Annotated in this window: 20 protein-coding genes and 1 tRNA gene; 16 read left to right on the top strand and 5 right to left on the bottom strand. The window is 61.5% G+C overall.

The window, feature by feature from the left end:
- Positions 1-25: 25 nt before the first annotated feature.
- Together DKK74_RS04685 and DKK74_RS04680 are read right to left on the bottom strand one after the other, a co-directional pair.
- Complete coding sequence (locus DKK74_RS04685; protein WP_110413288.1) at positions 26-1,156, bottom strand: sensor histidine kinase; 1,131 nt, start codon at positions 1,154-1,156, stop codon at positions 26-28.
- A gap of 18 nt (positions 1,157-1,174) precedes the next feature.
- On the bottom strand, positions 1,175-1,912 hold the full coding sequence (locus DKK74_RS04680; protein ID WP_110413031.1) for a response regulator transcription factor: 738 nt from the start codon (positions 1,910-1,912) through the stop codon (positions 1,175-1,177).
- Between the two features lie 224 nt (positions 1,913-2,136).
- Between DKK74_RS04680 and DKK74_RS04675 the strand changes: the two genes are divergently transcribed.
- The gene (locus tag DKK74_RS04675; protein WP_110413030.1) at positions 2,137-2,757 is read left to right on the top strand and encodes a CarD family transcriptional regulator; all 621 of its coding nucleotides are present in this window, start codon (positions 2,137-2,139) and stop codon (positions 2,755-2,757) included.
- Between the two features lie 14 nt (positions 2,758-2,771).
- Positions 2,772-3,251 (top strand): 2-C-methyl-D-erythritol 2,4-cyclodiphosphate synthase, encoded by a 480-nt coding sequence (locus DKK74_RS04670; RefSeq protein ID WP_110413029.1) that lies wholly within the window; start codon positions 2,772-2,774, stop codon positions 3,249-3,251.
- 6 nt (positions 3,252-3,257) lie between these two features.
- Here DKK74_RS04670 and DKK74_RS04665 read toward each other — a convergent pair whose 3' ends face one another.
- A complete protein-coding gene (locus DKK74_RS04665; protein WP_110413028.1) occupies positions 3,258-4,085 on the bottom strand; it encodes a metal ABC transporter permease in 828 nt (275 codons plus the stop codon).
- Positions 4,082-4,957 carry an ABC transporter ATP-binding protein gene (locus tag DKK74_RS04660; protein ID WP_110413027.1) on the bottom strand — a complete coding sequence of 292 codons (876 nt, stop codon included), beginning with the start codon at positions 4,955-4,957 and terminating at the stop codon, positions 4,082-4,084. The genes DKK74_RS04665 and DKK74_RS04660 overlap by 4 nt, the downstream gene beginning before the upstream one ends.
- Before the next feature lie 231 nt (positions 4,958-5,188).
- Between DKK74_RS04660 and DKK74_RS04655 the strand changes: the two genes are divergently transcribed.
- The 6 genes from DKK74_RS04655 (at position 5,189) to pyk (ending at position 13,317) form a co-directional block, all read left to right on the top strand.
- Positions 5,189-6,109 (top strand): bifunctional methylenetetrahydrofolate dehydrogenase/methenyltetrahydrofolate cyclohydrolase, encoded by a 921-nt coding sequence (locus tag DKK74_RS04655; RefSeq protein WP_110413026.1) that lies wholly within the window; start codon positions 5,189-5,191, stop codon positions 6,107-6,109.
- A gap of 103 nt (positions 6,110-6,212) precedes the next feature.
- Positions 6,213-7,718: a 30S ribosomal protein S1 gene (rpsA, locus tag DKK74_RS04650; protein ID WP_110413025.1), complete on the top strand. Its 1,506-nt coding sequence runs from the start codon at positions 6,213-6,215 to the stop codon at positions 7,716-7,718.
- Between the two features lie 86 nt (positions 7,719-7,804).
- Positions 7,805-8,437, top strand: coding sequence for a dephospho-CoA kinase (coaE, locus tag DKK74_RS04645; protein WP_110413287.1), 633 nt, complete (start codon positions 7,805-7,807; stop codon positions 8,435-8,437).
- A gap of 37 nt (positions 8,438-8,474) precedes the next feature.
- Positions 8,475-10,586 (top strand): excinuclease ABC subunit UvrB, encoded by a 2,112-nt coding sequence (gene uvrB, locus DKK74_RS04640; protein WP_110413024.1) that lies wholly within the window; start codon positions 8,475-8,477, stop codon positions 10,584-10,586.
- A gap of 175 nt (positions 10,587-10,761) precedes the next feature.
- Positions 10,762-11,763 (top strand): TerC family protein, encoded by a 1,002-nt coding sequence (locus DKK74_RS04635; RefSeq protein WP_110413023.1) that lies wholly within the window; start codon positions 10,762-10,764, stop codon positions 11,761-11,763.
- A 111-nt stretch (positions 11,764-11,874) separates the two neighbouring features.
- Positions 11,875-13,317: a pyruvate kinase gene (gene pyk, locus DKK74_RS04630; RefSeq protein WP_110413022.1), complete on the top strand. Its 1,443-nt coding sequence runs from the start codon at positions 11,875-11,877 to the stop codon at positions 13,315-13,317.
- A 210-nt stretch (positions 13,318-13,527) separates the two neighbouring features.
- On the opposite strand, the gene DKK74_RS04625 is transcribed toward pyk, so the two are convergent.
- The gene (locus DKK74_RS04625; protein ID WP_110413021.1) at positions 13,528-14,121 is read right to left on the bottom strand and encodes an NUDIX domain-containing protein; all 594 of its coding nucleotides are present in this window, start codon (positions 14,119-14,121) and stop codon (positions 13,528-13,530) included.
- 121 nt (positions 14,122-14,242) lie between these two features.
- Between DKK74_RS04625 and DKK74_RS04620 the strand changes: the two genes are divergently transcribed.
- The 8 genes from DKK74_RS04620 to DKK74_RS04585 all read left to right on the top strand — a co-directional run bounded on the left by DKK74_RS04620 (position 14,243) and on the right by DKK74_RS04585 (position 21,986).
- Positions 14,243-14,316 (top strand) — tRNA-Leu (locus DKK74_RS04620).
- Between the two features lie 49 nt (positions 14,317-14,365).
- Positions 14,366-15,013: an ANTAR domain-containing response regulator gene (locus tag DKK74_RS04615; protein ID WP_110413020.1), complete on the top strand. Its 648-nt coding sequence runs from the start codon at positions 14,366-14,368 to the stop codon at positions 15,011-15,013.
- Between the two features lie 7 nt (positions 15,014-15,020).
- Positions 15,021-17,915 (top strand): DNA polymerase I, encoded by a 2,895-nt coding sequence (gene polA, locus DKK74_RS04610; RefSeq protein ID WP_110413019.1) that lies wholly within the window; start codon positions 15,021-15,023, stop codon positions 17,913-17,915.
- 48 nt (positions 17,916-17,963) lie between these two features.
- A complete protein-coding gene (locus DKK74_RS04605; RefSeq protein ID WP_110413286.1) occupies positions 17,964-18,881 on the top strand; it encodes a Nif3-like dinuclear metal center hexameric protein in 918 nt (305 codons plus the stop codon).
- Positions 18,882-18,916: 35 nt separating this feature from the next.
- Positions 18,917-19,600 (top strand): NUDIX hydrolase, encoded by a 684-nt coding sequence (locus DKK74_RS04600; protein ID WP_110413018.1) that lies wholly within the window; start codon positions 18,917-18,919, stop codon positions 19,598-19,600.
- 126 nt (positions 19,601-19,726) lie between these two features.
- Entirely contained in the window at positions 19,727-20,440 is a 714-nt protein-coding gene (locus DKK74_RS04595; protein WP_181414917.1) for a TetR/AcrR family transcriptional regulator, read from the top strand.
- A gap of 117 nt (positions 20,441-20,557) precedes the next feature.
- Positions 20,558-21,289 carry an ABC transporter ATP-binding protein gene (locus DKK74_RS04590; protein ID WP_181414916.1) on the top strand — a complete coding sequence of 244 codons (732 nt, stop codon included), beginning with the start codon at positions 20,558-20,560 and terminating at the stop codon, positions 21,287-21,289.
- 1 nt (position 21,290) lies between these two features.
- Positions 21,291-21,986: an ABC transporter permease gene (locus tag DKK74_RS04585; RefSeq protein WP_110413015.1), complete on the top strand. Its 696-nt coding sequence runs from the start codon at positions 21,291-21,293 to the stop codon at positions 21,984-21,986.
- Positions 21,987-21,989 lie beyond the last annotated feature (3 nt).

Here is a 21,989-nt window from a genome sequence, read left to right as displayed (position 1 = left end):
TTATGAGTCGACGAGCGCCTGCCCGTCAATGCGGCGCGTCGGACCTGCCGGAGCGGCCCCCATCCCCCTCGTCCTCATCGGGATCGCGGTGGTATCTGGGCAAGGTGATTTCGAAGTCCGCTCCGCGCGGATCGTCTACCACCTGCACCTGGCCTCCATGCAGTTGGGCCGCCCAGCGTGCGATGGACAGCCCCAGCCCGGTGCCTCCCGACTCGGTGCCTGGTCCGGCCTTGCCCTTGACGAAGCGCCGGAAGATGTCGGTGCGGGCTTCGGGGGGTATCTGCGAGCCGAAGTTGACCACGTTGGTGACTATGGTCTCCTGCTGCCGATCTTCGTGGGCCTGGATCAGCACCGTGGTGCCGTCGGCCGAGTGCTTCAGGGCGTTGCTGATGACGTTGGTGAAGAGCTGACGCAACCGGTCCTGGTCGCCCTCCATTCTCAGCCCCTTCTCCAGGTCCACCTGGATGTCGTGGGCGTGCCCGGCGTCGGCTATGGCCAGAGGCTGAAGGGTCTCGTCAATGAAGTCCCCGAAGTCGAAGTCCTCGATCTGCAGGCTGGCGGCACCGGCCTCCATCCGCGACAGGTCCAGCAGGAAGGCGATCAGGTCGGACAGGCGGTGGGTCTGCTCCAGAATTCCCTCCAGGTTGGCTGGCGTGGGCTCGGTCACCCCGTCCGCCATGTTCTCCACCATGGCCTGCAGGGCCGAGACGGGGGTGCGCAGCTCGTGGCTGACATTGGCGACCATGTCCCGGCGCATCTGATCGGCGTGCTGGAGTTCTTCGGCCATCTCGTTGAAGGACTGGGCCAGAAGTCCCACTTCGTCATGGCTGGTCGTCGTGGCGTGGACCCGGACCGTGTAGTCCCCGTCGGCCATGGCTTCGGCCGCATCCCGCATCTGCCGCAGGGGAGCGGTGAGCCCTCGGGAGAAGAAGTAGGTAATTCCCAGGGCCACCACCAGGGTCAGCGGCATGGCAATCCAGCCGCTCCAGCCCATCTTCAGCAAGAACCAGGCCATGACAAAAGCGATGGCTGTGGAGATGATGATCAGGACGCTCAGCTCCACCTTCAATGAGGCGAAGGATCCGATAGGCCGTTCGCGATCCACTCGCGCACTCAGACTAGGTCCCTTGCGCCGGCTTCTGCCGTCCTTGCTCATGGCGTGCATCCGCGGTCGTTACCGCTGATCCTGTTCCTGATCCTCGGGCGGCTCGAAGGCGTATCCCACTCCATGCACGGTGCGGATCATCTGCGAGCCCAGCTTGTGGCGCAGGGCTTTGACGTGGGAATCCACCGTCCTGGTGCCCGAGGCATCCACCCAGTCCCAGACCTCCTCCAGCAGCTTCTCGCGGGTGAGCACAGACTTGGGCCGACGGGCCAGCGTGGCCAGCAGGTCGAATTCAGTGGGGGTCAGATGGATCTGCTCCCCGCGCAGGGTCACGATGCGCTGGGCCGGGTCGATGACCAGGGATCCGAAGTCCAGCACCTTTTCGTTCTCGGAGTTCTTGGCGATGACTTTGGCTCGCTCCACCCGGCGTAGAAGGGCCTTGCAGCGGGCGATCAGCTCGCGCATGGAGAAGGGCTTGGTCATGTAGTCGTCGGCACCGGCGCCCAGACCGGTCACCTTGTCGGCCTCGTCGTCCCGGGCGGTCAGAATCAGCACAGGCACCGGCCGCTCGGCCACGATCCGCTTGGTGGCCTCCAAGCCGTCCATGACGGGCAGCATGATATCCATGATGACCAGGTCGGGTTTGATCTGGGATGCGGCCTGCACGGCGCTGGCACCGTCCGAGGCCACCCGGGCCGTCCACCCTTCGGCGGTGATGCGCTGGGCGATGGCGGTGGCCAGGGTGGGTTCATCCTCAACCACCAGGATGGTGCTGGGTGTAGTGTAGCGGCTTGTGTTTTTGATCATGCCTACCTCTGTCTTCGATCACTGATCCGCAAAACGATGCTCGTCATGCGGGGTGGAGCCTTGCCGGCATTCGTTCCACCACCGTCGTTTCTTCCAGAATAGTCTTCAGAGCCTCCAGGGGAAGTGTGCTCGCAGAGAATCGCGTCGTCTCCGAGTCCCCGTCGGCAAGTCCATGCGCAATGACATTATTATATGGTATTTTATCGACTCGTTCTGGAGGACATATGGGTTACAAGGTCGGTGACATGGTCGTCTATCCGCGTCATGGGGCCGCCAGGGTGGACGCCATCACCGAACGGACCGTCAAGGGCGTCACCCGCAAGTACCTGCAGCTGTCCGTGCTCTCCTCTGATGGGCTGGTCATCAACGTCCCCGTCGAGAACGCAGCCAAGGTGGGCGTCAGGGACATCGTCGATGCCAAGGCGGTGGCCAAGGTCTTCGAGATCCTGCGCACTCCGGTGGTCGAGGAGAAGGAGATGAACTGGTCCCGCCGCTACAAGCTGAACGTGGAGAAGATCGCCACCGGCGAGGTCAACAAGATCGCCGAGGTGGTGCGTGACCTTTCCCAGCGCGACGTGGACGAGCACGGGCTGTCGGCGGGCGAGAAGCGGATGCTGATCAAGGCCCGCAAGATCCTGACCTCCGAGATCGCCCTGTCCGAGAAGCTGGACGAGGACGAGGCCCAGCGCCTGCTGGACGTCAACCTGGGCTATGCAGACCCCATGCCCGGTGACGACAAGCACCATACCAAGTCCCCCAAGGAGCCGGCTTCCAAGACCCTGGCACGGGTGGCCCAGGAGGCTGCCAAGAACAAGGGCAAGGGTAAGACCAAGGCCAAGCGCTGAGGCCGGAGCCGGTCATGGGTCATCCAAGCGTCGGACTGGGCTTTGACGCCCATCGATTCGACCCGACTGGCGGGCGCCCCCTCTGGCTGGCATGTCTGTTCTGGAATGACGGAACCCCCGGCCTGCTGGGTGATTCTGACGGCGATGCGGCTGCCCATGCCCTGATTGATGCCATCTTGTCAGCTGCCGACCTGGGCGATATCGGCACTTTATTCGGCCTGGGAGCACAGGCTCCCGGGGCGGGCATGCACGGGGCGGCCATGCTGGAGGAGACCATGGACTACCTGCATGAGCACGGTCGCAGGTTGCTTAACGCCTCCCTGGTCATAGTCGGCCAGCGCCCCAGAATTTCCTCACGCCGTCACCTGGCCCAGCAAGCCATGAGCCAGGCCGTCGGGGCACCGGTTCGGCTGACCGCTACCACCACTGATGGCATGGGTTTTACTGGTCACGACGAGGGCATTGCCGTCATAGCCACCGCCCTGGTGGACTGACCGGCATCAGGCGCGCAGGGCCGCCCATCCCTTGGCCAGCGCCCAGAAGAGGGTGGACAGGGTTACGATGATGAAGCTTGGAGGGGCCGGTACCATGGCCGAAATCACCAGGCCTCCCCAGATGGAAGCCAGGCAGATCAGTCCTGACAGGAGCATGGCCCGCAGGGGAGAGGCCACCAGGATGTTGGCCGTGGCCGCCGGGGTGACGACCAGGGCGAAGATGAGCAGGGTCCCCACTGCAGGGACGGCGATGGTGATGACCCCGGCCATGATGGCCATGAAGGTCAGGTTCATCAGCCCGACGGGCACGCCGCGGGCCTGGGCCACTTGCTCATCAAGAGAGCTGAAGAGCAGGGGCCGGTAGATCAGGGCCAGCAGGATCAGCAGGATTGCATCGAAGATCAGGAAGCCGATGACCTGCCCTCGGGTGATGGTTAGGATGGATCCGAAGAGGATGGCCTGCATCTGCTGGGAGGCCGAGCTGGACATCCTGGCGAAGAAGAGTCCCAGACCGGTGGCGAAGGCCAGGACCGTGCCCGTGGCGATCTCCCGCTGGGAAGCCCGTTTGCCCAGGGCTCCGATGACCAGCGCCCCACCCAGGGCGAACAGGCCCATGCCGGCAGAGACCGGCAGCCCCAGCAAAACGGCCCCCGTGGCGCCAGGCAGACCGATGTGGGCCAGGGCATGGGCGGCGAAGGTTGAGTGCCTGGCGATGGTGAAGTAGCCCATGGCTCCGGCGGCCACGGCGATGCACAGTCCAGCAACCATGGCGTTGTGCATGAAGGGGGCGGCGAGGATCTCTATCCAATGGGAGTCGAAGACTGGTGTGGTCATGAGGTCCTTTCCCGGTCCGTCCCGTGTAGGCGGGCCACCTGGCTGGGTTGATAGCGATTGTGGACGGGTCCGATCGGCTCATCCATGTCGGGGGCCACGAATATGTCCCCCTGGGGAGTGGTGACCACCTCCACCTTGGTGCCGTAGAGGTGGGTGAGCAGGTTCGAGTCCAGCACGTCGTCCATGCGGGCGTAGTGGGGGTGCCCATCCAGCAGGTAGACTGCCCCGGTCAGTACAGGCAGCAGCATGTTCAGATCATGGGCCACCACCTGGATGGTCATGCCCAGACGGCTGTTGAGCTGTGCCAGCAGATGGACGGTGGCGCGTTGACCGGCCAGGTCCAGATTGGCCAAGGGCTCATCAAGCATGAGCAGATCAGGATCACAGACCAGGGCCTGGGCGATGGCCACCCGCTGGCGCAGGCCGCCGGAGAGCTGGGAGAGGCGCAGGTGGGCCCTATCCTCCACGCCGACGAAGCACATGGCCTTTCTAGCGCGCTCGCGGTCCTGCCTGGTGACGGGGTGAATGCCGAACCGGGTGCCGGTCAGCCCCAGCAGAACGGATTGCTCGGCCGTAAGGTTGGAGTCGATATCCGAGGTGTAGCTCTGGGGTACGTAGCCGATGCGGTCGTTGGCCTGGCCGGCCGGCTGCCCCAGGACCTGCAGACTGCCGGCATCCAGGGGGAGCAGACCCAGCTCGGCCTGCATCATGCTGGTCTTGCCAGTTCCGTTGGTGCCCACAATGGCGGTCACGGTCCCCGATGGAATGGCGAAAGTTCCCTCCGACCAGATCAGCCGCCCGGATCGGCGGATGGCGGCATGGTCAAAGACGATGCAGGCCTGCGTGGATGTTCTATCCGTGTCCGTATCCATGACGTCCTTTCCGGCAGGGATCCGCAATACAACCAAGGATTCAAAACGGCAATCCTGCTCTTATTGAGCATGATTCTCATTATCGCTGGGGATGGGACAGCGCGCAACCTGATCAGCCAAGTCCTCCCGTACCGGCTCCTGGACGGTGGTTCCAGTCGGGGAGGAATCTGCGCTAGTCTGGCTCAGACGACTTCGACAAGGGTTTGTGCCCGCTTGGATGATGGAGATGTATTGACTGCAGTGAAACTGGACGGAAAAGCGGCGGCTGCGGAACTCAAGGAGGACCTGCGCGCTCGTGTGGCGAGGCTGACGGCCATGGGACGCACTCCTGGCCTGGGGACCATTCTGGTGGGGGATGACCCCGGTTCGCTCAAGTATGTAGAGGGCAAGCACCGGGACTGCAGCCAGGTAGGCATCCGGTCCATCCGTGTGGATTTGCCTGCCGATGCCGGCAAGGAGCGGATTCTTGCTGCAGTAGATCAGCTCAACCAGGATCCTGACTGCACCGGCTACATCGTCCAGCTGCCCCTGCCCGATGGCGTGGATCCTACTGAGATCATCGATCGCATCGATCCGGCCAAGGACGCCGACGGCATGCATCCCTACAACCTGGGCCAGCTGGTCCTGCATACCGACGGCCAGGTACGGACCCCCCTGCCCTGCACCCCAAGGGGGATCCTGTACCTGCTGGACCATTACGGGATTGACCTGGCCGGCAAGGATGTCTGCGTGCTGGGCCGAGGATTGACCGTGGGCCGCACCATCGGGTTGCTTCTGACCAACCGCGGGGTGGATGCTACCGTGACCCTCTGTCATACCCGTACCAGGGACGTTGATGCCCATCTGCGCAGGGCTGATGTGATTATCGCGGCCGTGGGCCGAGCCGGGCTGGTTGGCCCAGACCAGGTTCGCCAAGGTGCTGTTCTGGTTGATGTAGGCGTTTCCCGGATCTGGGATCAGCAGGAGGGGCGCTGGCGGATCAAGGGCGATATCGATCCGTCAGCCAAACTGTCTGCAGCCGCCTATACACCTAATCCCGGCGGCGTGGGACCCATGACCCGGGCCATGCTTCTGGTCAATGTGGTCGAATCCGCTGAGCGAGCCGCAGTAATCCCTGCCTGCGACACGCCCGAGGCTCCCCGGCGACAATGACCGTGGTGTCTCCTATCATAGGGAATGTTCGCGCCCGCCGGCGGGAACGCATAACTCAATACGGTAAAAATATCCACCAACTATACAAGAAACAATTTAATTAATGGCAGAGAACAAGAAGGAAGTCCCCCAGGTCGCGGTCAATGACATCGGATCCGAGGAAGACTTCATCAAGGCAGTCGATTCCACCATCAAGAACTTCGACGATGGGGATCTGGTCGAGGGGACGGTCGTTAAGATCGACCATGACGAGGTTCTGCTGGACATCGGCTACAAGACCGAGGGTGTGATTCCCTCCCGCGAGCTTTCCATCAAGAAGGATGTCGATCCCGACGACGTGGTCCAGGTCGGTGACACCATCGAGGCTCTGGTCGTCACCAAGGAGGACAAGGAAGGTCGTCTGATCCTGTCCAAGAAGCGTGCTCAGTACGAGCGTGCCTGGGGCGACATCGAGAAGATCAAGGAGGCTGACGGGGTCGTCGAGGGCACCGTCATCGAGGCCGTCAAGGGCGGACTCATCGTCGACATCGGCCTGCGTGGCTTCCTGCCCGCATCCCTGGTCGAGATGCGTCGCGTGCGCGACCTGTCTCCCTACATCGGGCAGAAGATCAAGGCCAAGATCCTGGAGCTGGACAAGAACCGCAACAACGTGGTCCTCTCCCGCCGCCAGTACCTGGAGGAGACCCAGTCCGAGGTGCGCGAGACCTTCATGGCCCAGCTCAAGAAGGGCCAGATCCGCGAGGGCACGGTCAGCTCCATCGTCAACTTCGGCGCCTTCGTCGACCTGGGCGGTGTGGACGGCCTGATCCACGTCTCCGAGCTCTCCTGGAAGCACATCGATCACCCCAGTGAAGTTGTCAAGGTGGGCGACAAGGTCACCGTCGAGGTGCTGGATGTCGATATGGACCGCGAGCGCATCTCGCTGTCCCTCAAGGCCACCCAGGAAGATCCTTGGCAGCGCTTTGCCCGGACCCATGTGCCCGGACAGATCGTCAAGGGCAAGGTCACCAAGATTGTGCAGTTCGGCGTCTTCGTCTCCGTCGAGGACGGTATCGAGGGCCTGGTCCACATCTCCGAGCTGGCCAACCGCCACGTGGAGAACCCCGAGACCGTCGTCAAGCAGGGCGAGGAGATCTTCGTCAAGGTCATCGACGTCGACCTGGATCGCCGCCGTATCTCCCTGTCCCTCAAGCAGGCCGATGACTCCGTCGATCCGACCTCCGAGGACTTCGATCCGGCCATCTACGGCATGCCTGCCGAGTACGACGAGGACGGCAACTACAAGTACCCCGAGGGCTTCGACCCCGAGACCAACGAGTGGATCGCCGGCTACGAGAAGCAGCGGGAGGAGTGGGAGTCCCAGTATGCGGCTGCCCACGACCTCTGGGAGCAGCACAAGGCCTTCGTGGCCAAGGAGCTGGAGAACGCCGAGGCTTCGGCCGCCGAGGACAGCCGGTCCTCCCAGGCGCCTGCCGCCGGTTCTCACTCCCACCGTCAGAGCTCCGAGGAGACTACCAACTACAGCTCGGAGTCCAGCTCCGAGGGCACCTTGGCCTCCGACGACCAGCTGGCCGCCCTGCGCGAGCAGCTGCTCAAGGAAAAGAAGTGAGCATTAAGTAGTGAATGGAGGGGTCCGGCCTCGGTCGGGCCCCTCCATTTGTATCTGCCGCCATAAGGTATATGTGGGAGGTCGGGATGATACGTGTGGGATTGACCGGTGGGATAGCGGCCGGCAAGAGCACGGTGGCGGCTCGGCTGGCTCAGGACGGGGCCAGGGTCATCGACTACGACAGGCTCTCCCATGAGGTCATCGCTCCGGGCGGACCTGGTGTCGGGCCGGTCCTGGAGCGATTCGGAGCAGACTGCGGGGACGGCCATGGGGGAGTGGACAGGTCAGCCCTGGCTGCACGGGTCTTCGGAGGGCCGACGGCTGACTGGGACCGCAAGGACCTGGACGAGATCATTCATCCGCTGGTCTATGACCTGGCCGCCAAGGCCGAGCAGCCCTGGCTGGAAGGTTCCGAGGTGGTGGTCCATGAGGTGCCTTTGCTGACCGAGGTGCGCTCTGCCATTCCTTTTCATTTCAACAAGGTTCTGCTGGTAGAGGCCCCCAGCCAGGTGAGGATTGCGCGCATGGTGAATCAGCGGCATATGACCACGAGTCAGGCTGTTGAGCGCATCGGCTCTCAGACCAACAGCAGTGCGCGACGCGCTCAGGCCGATCTGCTGGTGAACGGGTCCCAGCCTATCGAACAAATGTTCGAGTCTGTTGATAGAATATATAAAGAATTGAAGGCCTTGGCCAAGGGATCCTCGCACCGTGACTGACGGCCTTGGCGAATGACGCATCCTGGAAGGGAGTTTCATGGGGTTCAACATTGAGCGGACCAATAAGCCCTTCGTGGTCAAGTCTCCCTACAAGCCCTCCGGCGACCAGCCAGAGGCCATTGAGGAGCTGGCTACGCGGATCGAGAATGGCGAGAACGATGTGGTGCTCATGGGCGCCACCGGCACCGGCAAGACCGCGACCACAGCCTGGCTAATCGAGCGTCTGCAGCGGCCCACTCTGATTCTGGAGCCCAACAAGACCCTGGCAGCCCAGCTCTGCGCCGAGTTCAGGGAGCTCATGCCCGACAATGCGGTCTCCTATTTCGTTTCCTATTACGACTACTACCAGCCTGAGGCCTACATCCCCCAGACGGATACCTATATCGAGAAGGACTCGAACATCAACGACGACGTGGAGCGGCTCCGGCACGCCGCCACGGCCAACCTGCTGACCAGGCGCGACTGCGTGGTGGTGGCTACCGTCTCCTGCATCTACGGCTTGGGCACGCCCGAGGAGTATGCCGGACGCATGCTCTTCCTGCACGAGGGGGACCGGATCAACCGGGATGACCTACTGCGCAAGTTCGTGGACATGCAGTACAAGCGCAACGACATCGCCTTCACCCGAGGTACCTTCCGCGTGCGCGGCGACACGGTCGAGATCATCCCCGTCTATGAGGAGCTGGCCGTCCGCATCGAATTCTTTGGTGACGAGATCGATCGCATCTCCACTCTGCACCCGCTGACCGGGGACGAGATTGCCCATGAGACCTCAGTGCACATCTTCCCCGCATCCCACTATGTGGCCGGTCCCGAGCGGATGGAGCGCGCCCTGAAGACCATCAAGGAGGAGCTGGACTGGCGTGTGGGCCAGCTACGCAAGCAGGGCAAGGAGCTGGAGGCCCAGAGGCTGACCATGCGCACCACCTACGATCTGGAGATGCTCACCCAGATCGGCACTTGCTCCGGAGTGGAGAACTACTCCCGTCACTTCGACGGGCGCGAACCTGGGACACCGCCCCACACCCTGCTGGACTTCTTTCCTGACGACTTCCTGCTGGTCATTGATGAGTCCCATGTGACCGTCCCCCAGATCGGAGCCATGTATGAGGGGGATGCCAGCCGCAAGCGGACCCTGGTGGAGCACGGCTTCCGTCTGCCCTCGGCTATGGACAACCGTCCGCTGAAGTGGCCCGAGTTTCTGGACAAGGTGGGCCAGACCGTCTACTTGTCAGCAACACCGGGCGACTATGAGATGGGCCTGTCTGACGGGGTAGTAGAGCAGGTCATACGGCCCACCGGTCTGCTGGATCCCGAGGTGGAGGTAAGGCATGTCAAGGGCCAGGTGGACGACCTTCTGGACGAGATCAAGACCCGGGTGGATCGTCATGAGCGGGTCTTGGTGACCACGCTGACCAAGAAGATGGCCGAGGACCTGACCGACTATCTGCTTGAGCGCGACATCAAGGTGGAATACCTGCACTCTGACGTAGACACCCTGAGGAGGGTGGAACTCCTACGCGAACTGCGCGAGGGCAAGATCGACGTCATCGTGGGCATCAACCTCTTGCGTGAGGGGCTAGACCTGCCCGAGGTCTCCCTGGTGGCCATTCTGGATGCGGACAAGGAGGGCTTCCTGCGTTCCTACCGCTCACTGATCCAGACCATCGGCCGTGCCGCCAGAAATGTGTCCGGCAAGGTCATCATGTACGCCGACGAGGTCACTGACTCCATGAACAAAGCCATCAGCGAGACCAACCGTCGCCGAGCCAAGCAGATCGCCTACAACAAGGAGCACGGCGTGGATCCCAAGCCGTTGATCAAGAAGATCAGCGACGTCAACGACATGCTAGCCAAGGAGGATGTGGATACCCAGACCCTGTTGGCGGGCGGCTACCGCAACGCCAACAAGGCCGGCAATTCCCATCTGGGCGTGCCTCTCTACGACAAGGAGGAGGCCGACAAGCGGCATCAGGAGATCCTCCAGGCTGGTCTGCCGGCGCAGGACCTTGCTGACCTGATCCGTCAGTTAAGCGACCAGATGCACACGGCTGCGCAACAGCTGCAGTTCGAGCTCGCGGCCCGTTTGCGCGATGAGATCAAGGATCTGAAGAAGGAGCTGCGGCAGATGACCGAGGCCAAAAAGTAAGTTTTGGCCCTCGGCTCTTTACTATTGGCCAGTGGCCCGCTCCGGCCAGGTTGCAGGTCTGTGATGTCAGGCAAGACATTGCAGGCCCGATCTGCAGAGCGCCTTCTGTGAGGATGTTCTGACGTGCAGGCGGGGGAGATGAGCACGTCATATCTTGCCGCTAAAGTCTGGTGATATGTCCGAGACACCTCTGCCGTTCATGGTTGTAAGCCTGGTTGTGCTGGCCGTCTTCTTTGTGGTCGATCTTCTGGTGATCGGGCGGCGGCCACATGTGCCCTCGACCGGCGAATGCGTGCGGCACATCGGGTTCTTCGTGGTGATGGCCCTGATTTTTGGTGCGCTGATCTGGAAGGTGGCCGGATCCAAGCCGGCCATCGAGTTCTACTCGGGCTGGCTGACCGAGTACTCGCTCAGTATCGACAACCTCTTCGTTTTTGTCATCATCATGGGCAACTTCGCTGTGCCCTTGCGTCTTCAGCGTTATGTACTCAGCGTCGGCATCACCATCGCCCTGCTGCTGCGCGGCATCTTCATCCTGGCCGGAACGGCGCTGATCACCCGCTTCACCTGGGTCTTCTTCATCTTCGGCTTCTTCCTGCTCTACACCGCCTGGAACATGGTCTCCAGCCGAGGCAAGCAGGAGGAGTACCACGAGAACGGGCTTATCAGGGTCCTGCGCCGGGTCATCCCCATCACCAGCCACTATGACGGTGAGCACCTGCGGACCACCTTCGAAGGCAAGCGCTACTTCACGCCCATGCTGGTGGTCTTCCTGGCCATCGGCACCACCGATGTCATGTTCGCCTTTGACTCCATTCCGGCCATCTTCGGACTGACCAAGGACCCCTTCATCGTCTTCACCTCCAACGTCTTCGCCCTGCTGGGCCTTCAGCAGCTTTACTTCCTGTTGGGATCCCTGCTGGACAAGCTGGAGTATCTGCCCCTGGGGCTGGCTGTGGTCCTGGCCTTCATCGGGGTCAAGCTGATCATGGAGGCTCTGCACGGCAACACGCTGCCCTTCATCAACGGCGGACAGCCCGTGGAAGTCGTACCGGACATACCGACTTGGGCGTCCCTGCTGGTCATCGTCTTGGCCGTAGGCATCGCCGCTCTGGCTTCAGTGCTCAAGAGTCGTCGGGTGTCGTCTGAATCCGCCCCACGGAGAACGAAACAATGAGCAACCCCGTGAGTCACAAGGATTGTTAGCGCTAACGGGAAATACTGGTTTCCTTCAGACCGAGTCTGTACAATGGAACGGTAAGTAAGAAAAAGAACAGGCAGGTAGCATATGCGCAAAGCCAAGATCGTCGATACCATCGGGCCGGCTTCGGAGTCGCTTGAGAACATAACCAAGCTGGTCAAGGCCGGCATGGATGTGGCCAGGCTCAACCGGTCCCATGGCACCCCCGAAGATCACCTCAAGGTTTACAACAACGTGCGTCAGGCCAGCAAGGAGACTGGGCGCAACGTGGCGGCCCTGGTCGATCTGCAGGGTCCCAAGATTCGTTGCGGTTGGTTCAAGAAGAACGAGCAGGGCGAAGACAAGGTCATCCTCAAGGAGGGCCAGGAGTTCACTATCACCACCGACGATGTCGAGGGTGACGAGCACATGACCTCCACCACCTTCAAGGGTCTGCCCGGGGACTGCCACCCCGGCGATCCCATCCTGATCGATGACGGCAAGGTCCGTCTGGAGGTCACCAAGGTCGAGGGCAACCAGGTCCACACCAAGGTGGTCGTGGCCGGCCCGGTCTCCTCCCACAAGGGCATCAACCTGCCCGGCGTGGCCGTGAGCCTGCCGGCACTTACCCCCAAGGACGAAGAGGATCTGCGCTGGGGCATCCGCACCGGCGCCGACATCATTGCCATGTCCTTCGTCCGCTTCGCCACAGACATCGACCGCGCCCACGAGATCATGGACGAGGAGGGTCGTCGCATCCCCATCGTGGCCAAGATTGAGAAGCCCCAGGCCGTTGAGAACCTGGAGGAGATTGTCAAGGCTTTTGATGGCATCATGGTGGCCCGCGGCGACATGGCTGTGGAGATGCCCTTCGAGCAGGTCCCTCTGGTGACCAAGCGTTGCATCGAACTGGCCCGTCAGTACGCCAAGCCAGTCATCGTCGCCACTGAGGTCCTGGGTTCTATGGTTCATTCGCCCATCCCCAGCCGCGCCGAGGCTTCCGACTGCGCCAACGCTGTTCTGGACGGTGCCGACGCAACCATGACCTCCAACGAGACCGCCGTGGGCGACTACCCAGACACCACGGTCTCCACCATGGCCCGAATCTCCGAGTACGCCACCACCCACGGGTTTGACCGTATTCCGGATATGCACAACCTGGACATGTCCAACTCTGGTGCTGTCTCCTCCGCAGCTGTGGACCTGGCTGACAAGATCAACGCCAAGGCCATCGTGGCTTTCACTCAGACCGGCAATACCGTGCACCGCGTCTCCCGAGAGCGTCCGGCCGCCCCCATCTATGCGCTGACCACCGATGAGCACACTTATCATTGGCTGGCACTGAGCTGGGGCACCGAGGCATTCATGTGCATGCAGGATTACCACGACTTCAACCGTGCAGGCCTCATGGCCTTCGTGGACTCCACTTTGAAGAAGCAGGGCAAGGTCTCCGACGGCGACTGCCTAGTGGTGCTCAGCAGTGCCCAGGGTGAGTATGAGCCAGGAAACACCGACTGCATCTACGTCCACACCGTTGGCGCCAACGACTGATTTTCCGGCCTACCGCCTGACTGTCGACTGAGTCAGCCGGGCGGCTAGCCGTTAGCTTCGCTCGGCACCAATGCACAACGAACCGGTGGTCTTTGCCTGCCTGACAGGGTAGTGGAGAGGCCACCGGTTCACTATGCGAGGAAGGTTCCTGTGCCAGTCGGCTAGCTGTTTAAGCCGCATCGACTGCAGTCAGCTGTCGCAGGAACAGCCTCAGTGCAGGTCGGACAGTCCAATCTTGGCCCGCAGGATGGCGATGGTGGTCTTGGCATCCAGTATGGTCCCTGCGATCACCATGTCGTAGGCCTCAGCCACAGTGAAAAGTCGCACATTCTGGTGTGGGGTCTCTGGAGCCAGGCTGGCCGGCTGGACCGGGGTAAGGCCCTCGGCATAGAAGAGGGTGGTGTGTTGGGTGGAAAAGCTGGGGGTGTTGATAAACCTTGCGAACTGGTTAAAGGAGGCAGCCTTGTATCCGGCCTCTTCGCGCAGTCGTCTGGTGGCTACATCGATGGGGGCTTCCTTGTCGTTGAGCGGATGGCCGGCCGGCAATTCAAGGGTCCAGCGGTGGGTGGGCAGACGATACTGCTCGACCAGTGGTATCCGTCCGTCGTCGGTGATGGCCAGGACGGCGATGGTGTCTCCATGCTTCTCGCTGACGATGCTGCGGTCGAAGGTCTGATTGTCGCTGGATTCAAAGGTGACCCTGTCGACGCTGAAGTAGTGGCTGTCCATAATTTGCTTGCGGGCTTTCTCCTGGACGGGGGAGGTGCGCCAAGGATCGAACCGTCGATAGATCTGAGTGGTCATCATGCTCTCCTTCGACTGCTGATGTGCCTGTATACATAACTGTCTTCATTCTAAGGCAGATTCAACACGGATAACCTTGCGTCGTCGCCAAAGTATGGTAGATTCTCTGTGGTAACGAAAAGCCCCCGTATCCCAATTGGTAGAGGAAACGGCCTCAAAATCCGTGCAGTGTGAGTTCGAGTCTCACCGGGGGCACGATAAAGCGAACCCCATCCGTCACTCATCGGTTTTCGGTGAAGCCAGGATGGACTTTCAGGAAACGAGGTTGAAAGTGGCTTCAGAGAGTAAGAACCGCAGCGATTCCCCAGAAGGGCGGACCGTGGTTGTGGCGGAAGATGAGGCTTTGATCAGGCTCGATACCGTCGAAGCTCTCGAGGATGCCGGCTATGACGTGGTAGGTCAGGCGGCCAGCGGCCAGGAGGCCATTGATCTGACTCGCGAGCTGAGGCCCGATGTAGTCGTTATGGACGTGAAGATGCCCGGCACTGATGGCATTACCGCCGCCACTGAGATCGGCAAGGAGAATCTGGCTCCTGTGGTTATGCTGACGGCGTTCTCCCAGCAGAGCTTGGTCGAGAAGGCGGCTGATGCTGGGGCCATGGCCTACGTCGTCAAACCCTTCGCTCCGGAAAAGCTGTTGCCGGCCCTTGAGGTGGCCATCTCTCGCTTTGACCAGATCAACGCCCTGAAGGACGAAGTTACCGACATGAAGGCCCGTTTCGAAGCCCGCAAGCGTGTGGACCGGGCCAAGGGTCTGCTCATGGAGAACATGGGCATGACCGAGTCCGAGGCCTTCCGCTGGATCCAGAAGACCTCCATGGACCGCAGGCTGACCATGCAGGAGGTGGCCGACGTGGTCATCAACAACGTGGCCAATCAGAACGACCGTTAGTCCTTCTATGGAAGACCAGACGAAGAAGCAGGACAAGGACGGCCGCACCCTGCTGGTCGTCGATGGACATTCGCTGGCCTTCCGGGCCTTCTATGCCCTTCCCGTCGAGAGCTTCACTACCTCGACAGGGCAGCCCACCAACGCGGTATGGGGCTTTGCCACCATGCTGGCGGATGTCATGGCCAAGGAGAAGCCCACCCACATGGGAGTGGCCTTTGACGTCAAGGGCGGCACCTTCCGCAACGCCATGCTGCCCCAGTACAAGGGCACCCGTGAGGCCGCTCCCAAGGAACTGCTGAGCCAGCTGCCTCTGATCCAGGACTTGCTCAAAGGCCTGGGTATTACCTATATTGAAAAGCCGGGTTATGAGGGCGACGACATCATCGGCACGCTGGCAACCATGGGGGAGCAGGCCGGTTTCAAGACCCTAGTCCTGTCGGGTGACCGAGATGCTTTCCAGCTGGTGGACGACGACATCACTGTGCTCTATCCAGGCCACCACTTCAAGAACCTCAAGCACATGACGCCCCAGGCCATCATGGACCGCTATAAGGTGACCCCGGAGCAGTACCCGGATCTGGCCGCCATGCGCGGCGAGGGAGCCGACAACATCCCCGGTGTGCCGGGCGTGGGTGACGGTTATGCCGCCAAGTGGATCAACAAGTATGGATCGCTTGATTCCATTCTGGAGCACGCTGACGAGATCGGCGGCAAGAAGGGCCAGGCCTTGGCGGATAATGCCGACCAGGTGCGGCTCAACCGAAAGGTCAATGCCCTGGTGCGCGACCTGGATCTGGGCGTTAAGGTCGAGGATCTGCGTTTCGGCACAATCCATACGGATCAGGTTCTGCCCATCTTTGAGCAGCTGCAGTTTGGCCCGCAGACCCGCAAGAAGATCCTGCGCGGATTCAACACGGTAGCCGATTACGATTACTCTCCAGCCTCGGCACTGGTCGATGTCAGCAACAAGCAGGAGGAGTTCACCCAGCCCGAGCGCGATAAGGCGGAGTCGGCCGACCAGCTGCGGGACTGGTGCGAGAATCATCTGCCGGATAAGGCCCTTTGCCGACAGTCGGCGGACCATGTCAAGGCCATGGCCGATTCCCTGGATAATGTCAAGGACATCGGCGATACCGACCAGAATGCCATGCGCTGCAGCGAGGCCATGAAGGAGCACTGGGTTCTCCACGCCATCGGCTGGGCCAAGCACGGCGACTATGGCCTGGAGGAGCTGGCCATTCTCTCCATGGATGGTCACGGGCTGGTCCTCATGGCGGAAGACATTGACGAAGACATGCGTGCGGCCATCCAGGAGCTGATTGACCAGCGGATCGGCACCTGTGTGGTCCATGGCTACAAGGAGCATCTGCACTTCTTGGAGAGCCAGGGGCTGCACATGCCCCTGCCCCTGTTCGACACCAAGCTGGCAGGCTATCTGGCTGAGCCTGATTTCCATGCCGACAATCTGGAACAGGCCGTAGCCCACTTCCTGGCCATCCCCGTAGAGGAGGAGCCAGAGGCCACACAGGGGGCCCTGGCCTTGGACGGGCGAGAGGATGAGGACGAACGTCGGCGGGGGACCCGGATCCTTCGCCAGGCGCAGTACGTCATGATGGTCTCCGAGCGTCTGCAGGAGCTCATGGACGAGCGCCACCAGTACGGCCTGCTGCGCACCATAGAGCTGCCCACCTCCGCAGTCCTGGCGCAGATGGAGACCGAGGGCGCCAAGGTGGATGATGCCCGTCTCAAGGAGATGCACGACAGGTTCGCCGCCGAGGCCCGCCAGGCTCAGGAAATCGCCTGGGACAGGGCCGGCAGCCGTGTCAATTTGCAGAGCCCCAAGCAACTGAGCAAGGTGCTCTTCGATGACATGGGCCTGGTGCCCACCCACAGGACCAAGACCGGGTCCTATTCGACCAACGTTTCGGTCCTGCAGGACCTCTACATCAAATCGGTCAACAACGAGCGGGCCAACGACTTCCTGGGCGCCCTGCTCAAACACAGGGAGACCAACAAGCTCAAGCAGATCGTGCAGACCCTGCGCGAGGCCGTCAACCCCCGGGATGGGCGGCTGCACACCACCTACGAGCAGACCGTGGCCGCCACCGGCCGGCTGAGCTCGGTCGATCCCAACCTGCAGAACATACCCAACCGGGATGCCCGGGGCCGCGAGATCCGCTCGGCCTTCGTGCCCGGCAGCGGGTATGAGGCGCTGCTCTCCTCGGACTACTCCCAGGTTGAGTTGCGGATCATGGCCCATCTTTCCGGGGACCAGGCCCTGATCGACGCCTTCAAGTCGGGCGCCGACTTCCATCGGTACGTGGCCAGCCTGGTCTACGACATCCCCATGGAGGAGGTCACCGGGGACCAGCGTTCCCACGTGAAGGCCATGAGCTACGGCCTGGCCTATGGACTGAGCACATATGGCCTGGCCCAGCAACTCAAGATCAGCCCGGCTGCGGCTGACGTTCTGCGCGCCAAGTACTTCGCCACCTTCGGTAAGGTCCATGAGTACTTGGAGTCCCTGGTGGCCGATGCCCGTGAGAAGGGCTACACCGAGACCATGTTCGGCCGGAGGCGCTACTTCCCTGGGCTGCGCTCCAAGCGTCGTCCCACCCGCGAGGCCGCCGAGAGGGCCGCCCTCAACGCGCCCATCCAGGGATCGGCTGCGGACATCATGAAGATCGCCATGATCAAGGCCAGCCGTGCCTTGTCCGACCAGGGGCTGAAGAGCCGCATCTCCCTGCAGATTCACGATGAACTGCTGGTGGAAATAGCTCCCGGAGAGACCGACAAGGCCACCAAACTGGTCAAGGATTCCATGGAACATGCCGTTGAATTGGCTGTGCCCCTGGACGTATCCACCGGCATCGGCCAGGACTGGGAGCTGGCTGCTCACTGACCTGACATGGAGTGGCCCGGGACCAGCAGGATCCGAGGAGGGATCGTCATGTCTGACCGACAGGATGAGGTTCAGGGGCGTTCAGTGCTCCTGGGTCAGGTGGTGGATCTGCTGGAGGGGCTCTACCCTCTGGATTACGCGGAGGACTGGGACCATCCGGGTCTGGTGGCGGGGGATCCGTCCTGGCCGGTTAGGCGGATCTGGTGCGCTGTGGACCCTAGGCCCGATGTGGTCCAGGAGGCTCTGGACCACAAGGCCGACCTACTGATCACCCATCATCCGCTCTTCTTCAGGTCGGTCCACCAGGTCTCCGGCCTGGACTTCCGGGGGGACATGATAACCAGGCTGATCGAGTGCCACTGCGGGCTCTGGGTGGGGCATACCAACGCTGATGCCGCCTACCGTGGCGTGGCCCAGGCGGCTGCCGATGCCCTGGACCTGCAGGATGCGAGACCGTTGGCTCCTCAGCCGGTCTCTAGGCGCGACCTGCATGCCGATCAGGGGATTCAGGTAGGCCTGGGTCGTTGGGGAAGGCTTCCCAAGCCCACGCCTTTTGAGGATTTGGTCCATACAGTGGCGGGCCTCTTGCCCAGGACGACTCTGGGTGTTCAGGCGGTCGGTCCGTCCGGGGCCATGGTCTCCACAGTCGCCCTGCTGCCTGGCTCGGGGGACTCCGAGTTCGATCTGGTTCGATCCACGGGGGCCGATGTCTACATCACCAGCGATTTGCGCCATCACCCTGCCACGGATGCCTACCAGCAGGCCCTCTACGAGGCCAGGATGACCGGTCGGCCCAATCAGCCCAGACCCATGCTGATCAACACCCCGCACTCGGCCATCGAGAGCCTCTGGTTCCGTTACGCCAAGGGGGATATTGCCAGGGCCCTGGAGACGGCTACCGGTGTTCGTCCACAGGTGGAGGTCTCATCCATCGTCACCGATCCCTGGATCATGGTGGTGCGCTGACTGCCGAGGGTCGGTGGTTGAGGAGGAATGATTGCATGAGCGACGAAGCACAGGATCTGCAGGCACGATTGGCCGCCAGACTGGCAGGCCGGGATGGTCAGGGGCCCAAGGGCATCGATATGACCCGCGCTCCCGAGCTGATGGATGACAGGGAGGTCTTCCGTGGCCCGATATTCGTTATCGACCAGCAGCAGGTGGCTATGTTCCGGCGCGACGGTTCCAAGGAAACCATCGATAGGCAGCTCATCCGCCACGCACCCTGCGTGGTCATGCTGGTGCACGACTGCGCTGCCGATGCCTATCTGCTGACCCGCGAGTACCGGGTGGGCGCCCAGGCCTACGTCTTCGGCCTGCCAGCCGGCTTCATCGACCCGGGGGAGAGCCCGGTCAAGGCCGTCCTGCGCGAGTTGCGTGAAGAGACGGGTCTGGTGCCCGGGCCCGAGGGCGCTCGGGGTTGCGAAAGCCATCTGGATCCGGCGGACGGCTGGATCGATGCCGCTCCCGATGTCTACTCCTCCCTGGGCATGAGCGACGAGCTTGGACACATCATGGTCCTACATCTGCGTCGTTGGCATCAGGGGCCCACCGACTTTGACCCGGGCGAGCATATCCAGTCGGCCTGGGTCTCCTGGCAGGAGCTTTGTGCAGCTGGAGTCGCCGATGCCAAGGCTGTGGTGGCCATCCAGCATGAGGCCATCCGTCGCCTGCAGAAGAATTAAGGTCAAGGCATAAAGTTCCCGATTGGCTAAGCAGAACATACCAGTGGTATGATAGCTTTTTGTCGGACAGGATGGTCGGGCCAGGATGGTCAAGCTTTGATGCGCCGACAGGAAGGGGAGCACCATATGGGCACGCCGAAGGATCCCGAAGGGCATCGCAATCAGATCCTTGATGTGGCCCAGCGGCTCTTCCTGGAAAAGGGATATGACGGGACAAGCATCCAGGACATCGTCGATGGTCTGGGCGGTATGACGAAGGGGGCGGTCTACTACCATTTTCCTTCCAAGACGGCCATTTTCCGTGCGGTTACCGAGCGCATGGCTTCCTCCTCATCCCAGGGGGACTGGCTGGGGCAATGGCCCGGGAAAACTGGCCTGGACAAGCTGCGCAACGAGCTGATCGCCTCCCTGTCGGCCTACTCGCGTCTCGATGTGACCTTTTCAGCCAGAACCCTGTTGAAGAGTCCCCGCATGGTAGGGGAGATGTACCTGAAATCCATGGACAGGATTGTGGACGTGATTACCCCCTACGTCCGGGAAGGTGTGGAGGACGGTTCCATCGCCCCTTGCAATCCCGAGGATCTGGCCCAAGTGCTCTACATCCTGCTCAACATGTGGATAGGGATCCGATTCTCTACCATGACCCGGGACCAGGTGGTCTCCAAGTTCACCCTGCTGGCCGATATGCTCAAGGGAATAGGGGCTCCGGTCATCGATCATCGGGTCATTCGCGCAGCTGTGCACTTGCATGCACATCTGAAGAGCAATCCTCTGACTGCGACCGGTGGGGAGTCCACGCAAGTGGAATCTGACCTGAATCAGGATCAAAGGGTCGCTTAGAGCCGATGGATTTCTTAAGGCAAGAGGGCTCCGGCTACTGGCAAGATTCGGGCACTCAACGAGTGTATGATTTTTGTTTCCATCAAACATACCAGTGGTATTTTTGAAAGGAGTTTCATGAAAGTGCTGGAGGCGGACGGTATCGTCCAAGTATTCGAAGGCAGGGAGGTGCTGTCCGGACTGGACCTGACCCTGGTGCAGGGCGAGGTTCTGGGCTTGTTGGGTGCCAACGGGGCCGGTAAGTCCACGCTCTTGAAGATCCTGACCGGAATGCAAAGGCCCGTCGGCGGTCGGGTCCGCTTTCTGGGCAAGCCTCTTAGCGAAGGCTACCCGGGCATCCTTGCCAGGATGGGGGTGTCCATCAACGGGCCCGTCTTCTACGAGTCCCTCAATGCCAGGGAGAACCTGGAGATTGATCTGGCCTACCTCGCGCTGGCAGACGGGGGGCGTAGGGCCGCCGAGATCACCGGGGTCAGCCAACTTTTGGAGAAGGTTGGATTGACTGCAGATTCAGCCACGCCCGTTGGCAGGTATTCCACGGGTATGAGGCAGAGGCTGGCCCTGGCCAGATGCATGGGCCATCATCCCGACCTTTATCTACTGGACGAGCCGCTCAATGGGCTGGACCCGATAGCTATCGGACAGCTGCGAGACAGCCTGCGAAATCTGGCTGCCCAGGGGAGTGCAATCCTCTTTTCCAGCCACATCCTCTCCGAGGTGTTGCACACTGCCGACCGTGTCATGGTCATAGCGGGCGGCAGGGTAAGCCTGCGGGCCAGCGTACCGGAGCTCCTCAGTAAGGGCCAGGAGAGTGCCGAGCAGACCTTGATCAAGGCTATGGAGAGCTGATATGAAAACGCTGCTGAAATTGGAGCTGAAAAAGACGAGACTCTGGCCCTGCATCCTTGGAGGGCTGGCAGTTGTAGCCGCAGCCTTGGCCCTGGGAGGCATGTTCCTGGCCATTGGCCACACGAGCGGCCGATCTGATCCTCGACTGTCCAGCCTGGCCTTCGTGCTGCAGATGACCATGGTCATCCTTCTGGTGGGTTTCTCTTTGGTGGCCGCTGCCCTCTGCAACCTGGTCTTCATTGACCCCTACACGGGGAGGAATCTGGCGCTCACCCTGTCGTGCCCTATTTCGCGGGACCGAATCCTGCTGGCCAAGCTGATCTTCGTCGGCTTCTTCACGTCCCTGTCCTACCTGGCGGGGACGGCCATTACCCTGACCGTCTTGCTGCTGGTCGACCGCCTTGTGGGTTCGCTCGGGATGGGTTCGCCAGGCAGTCTGTTCGGACGGGTTCTCCTCATGATGGTTATCAGTCTTGCGGGACTGGTGGGGCTTGTAGGCATAGCCCTTTCTATAGGCTTCTGGAAGCGCTCGCTGCCTATCATGTTTACAGTCCTGCTCTTGCTTGACGCTGTGGTTAGCAACCTGCTCTCCCTCTCCCCGTTGTTGTCTGCGCTGGTGCTGCTGATCATCTTTCTGGCCTCTCTGCCGGCCTGGTGGCTGCTTCACCGCACCCTTATGAATATTGAACTGCCCTGATCG

It is taken from the genome of Bifidobacterium asteroides, assembly GCF_003202755.1.
Classification (GTDB): Bacteria; Actinomycetota; Actinomycetes; order Actinomycetales; family Bifidobacteriaceae; genus Bombiscardovia; species Bombiscardovia asteroides_F.
Note: the sequence above shows the minus strand (reverse complement) of the source record. Positions and strands in the feature narration are given on the sequence as shown.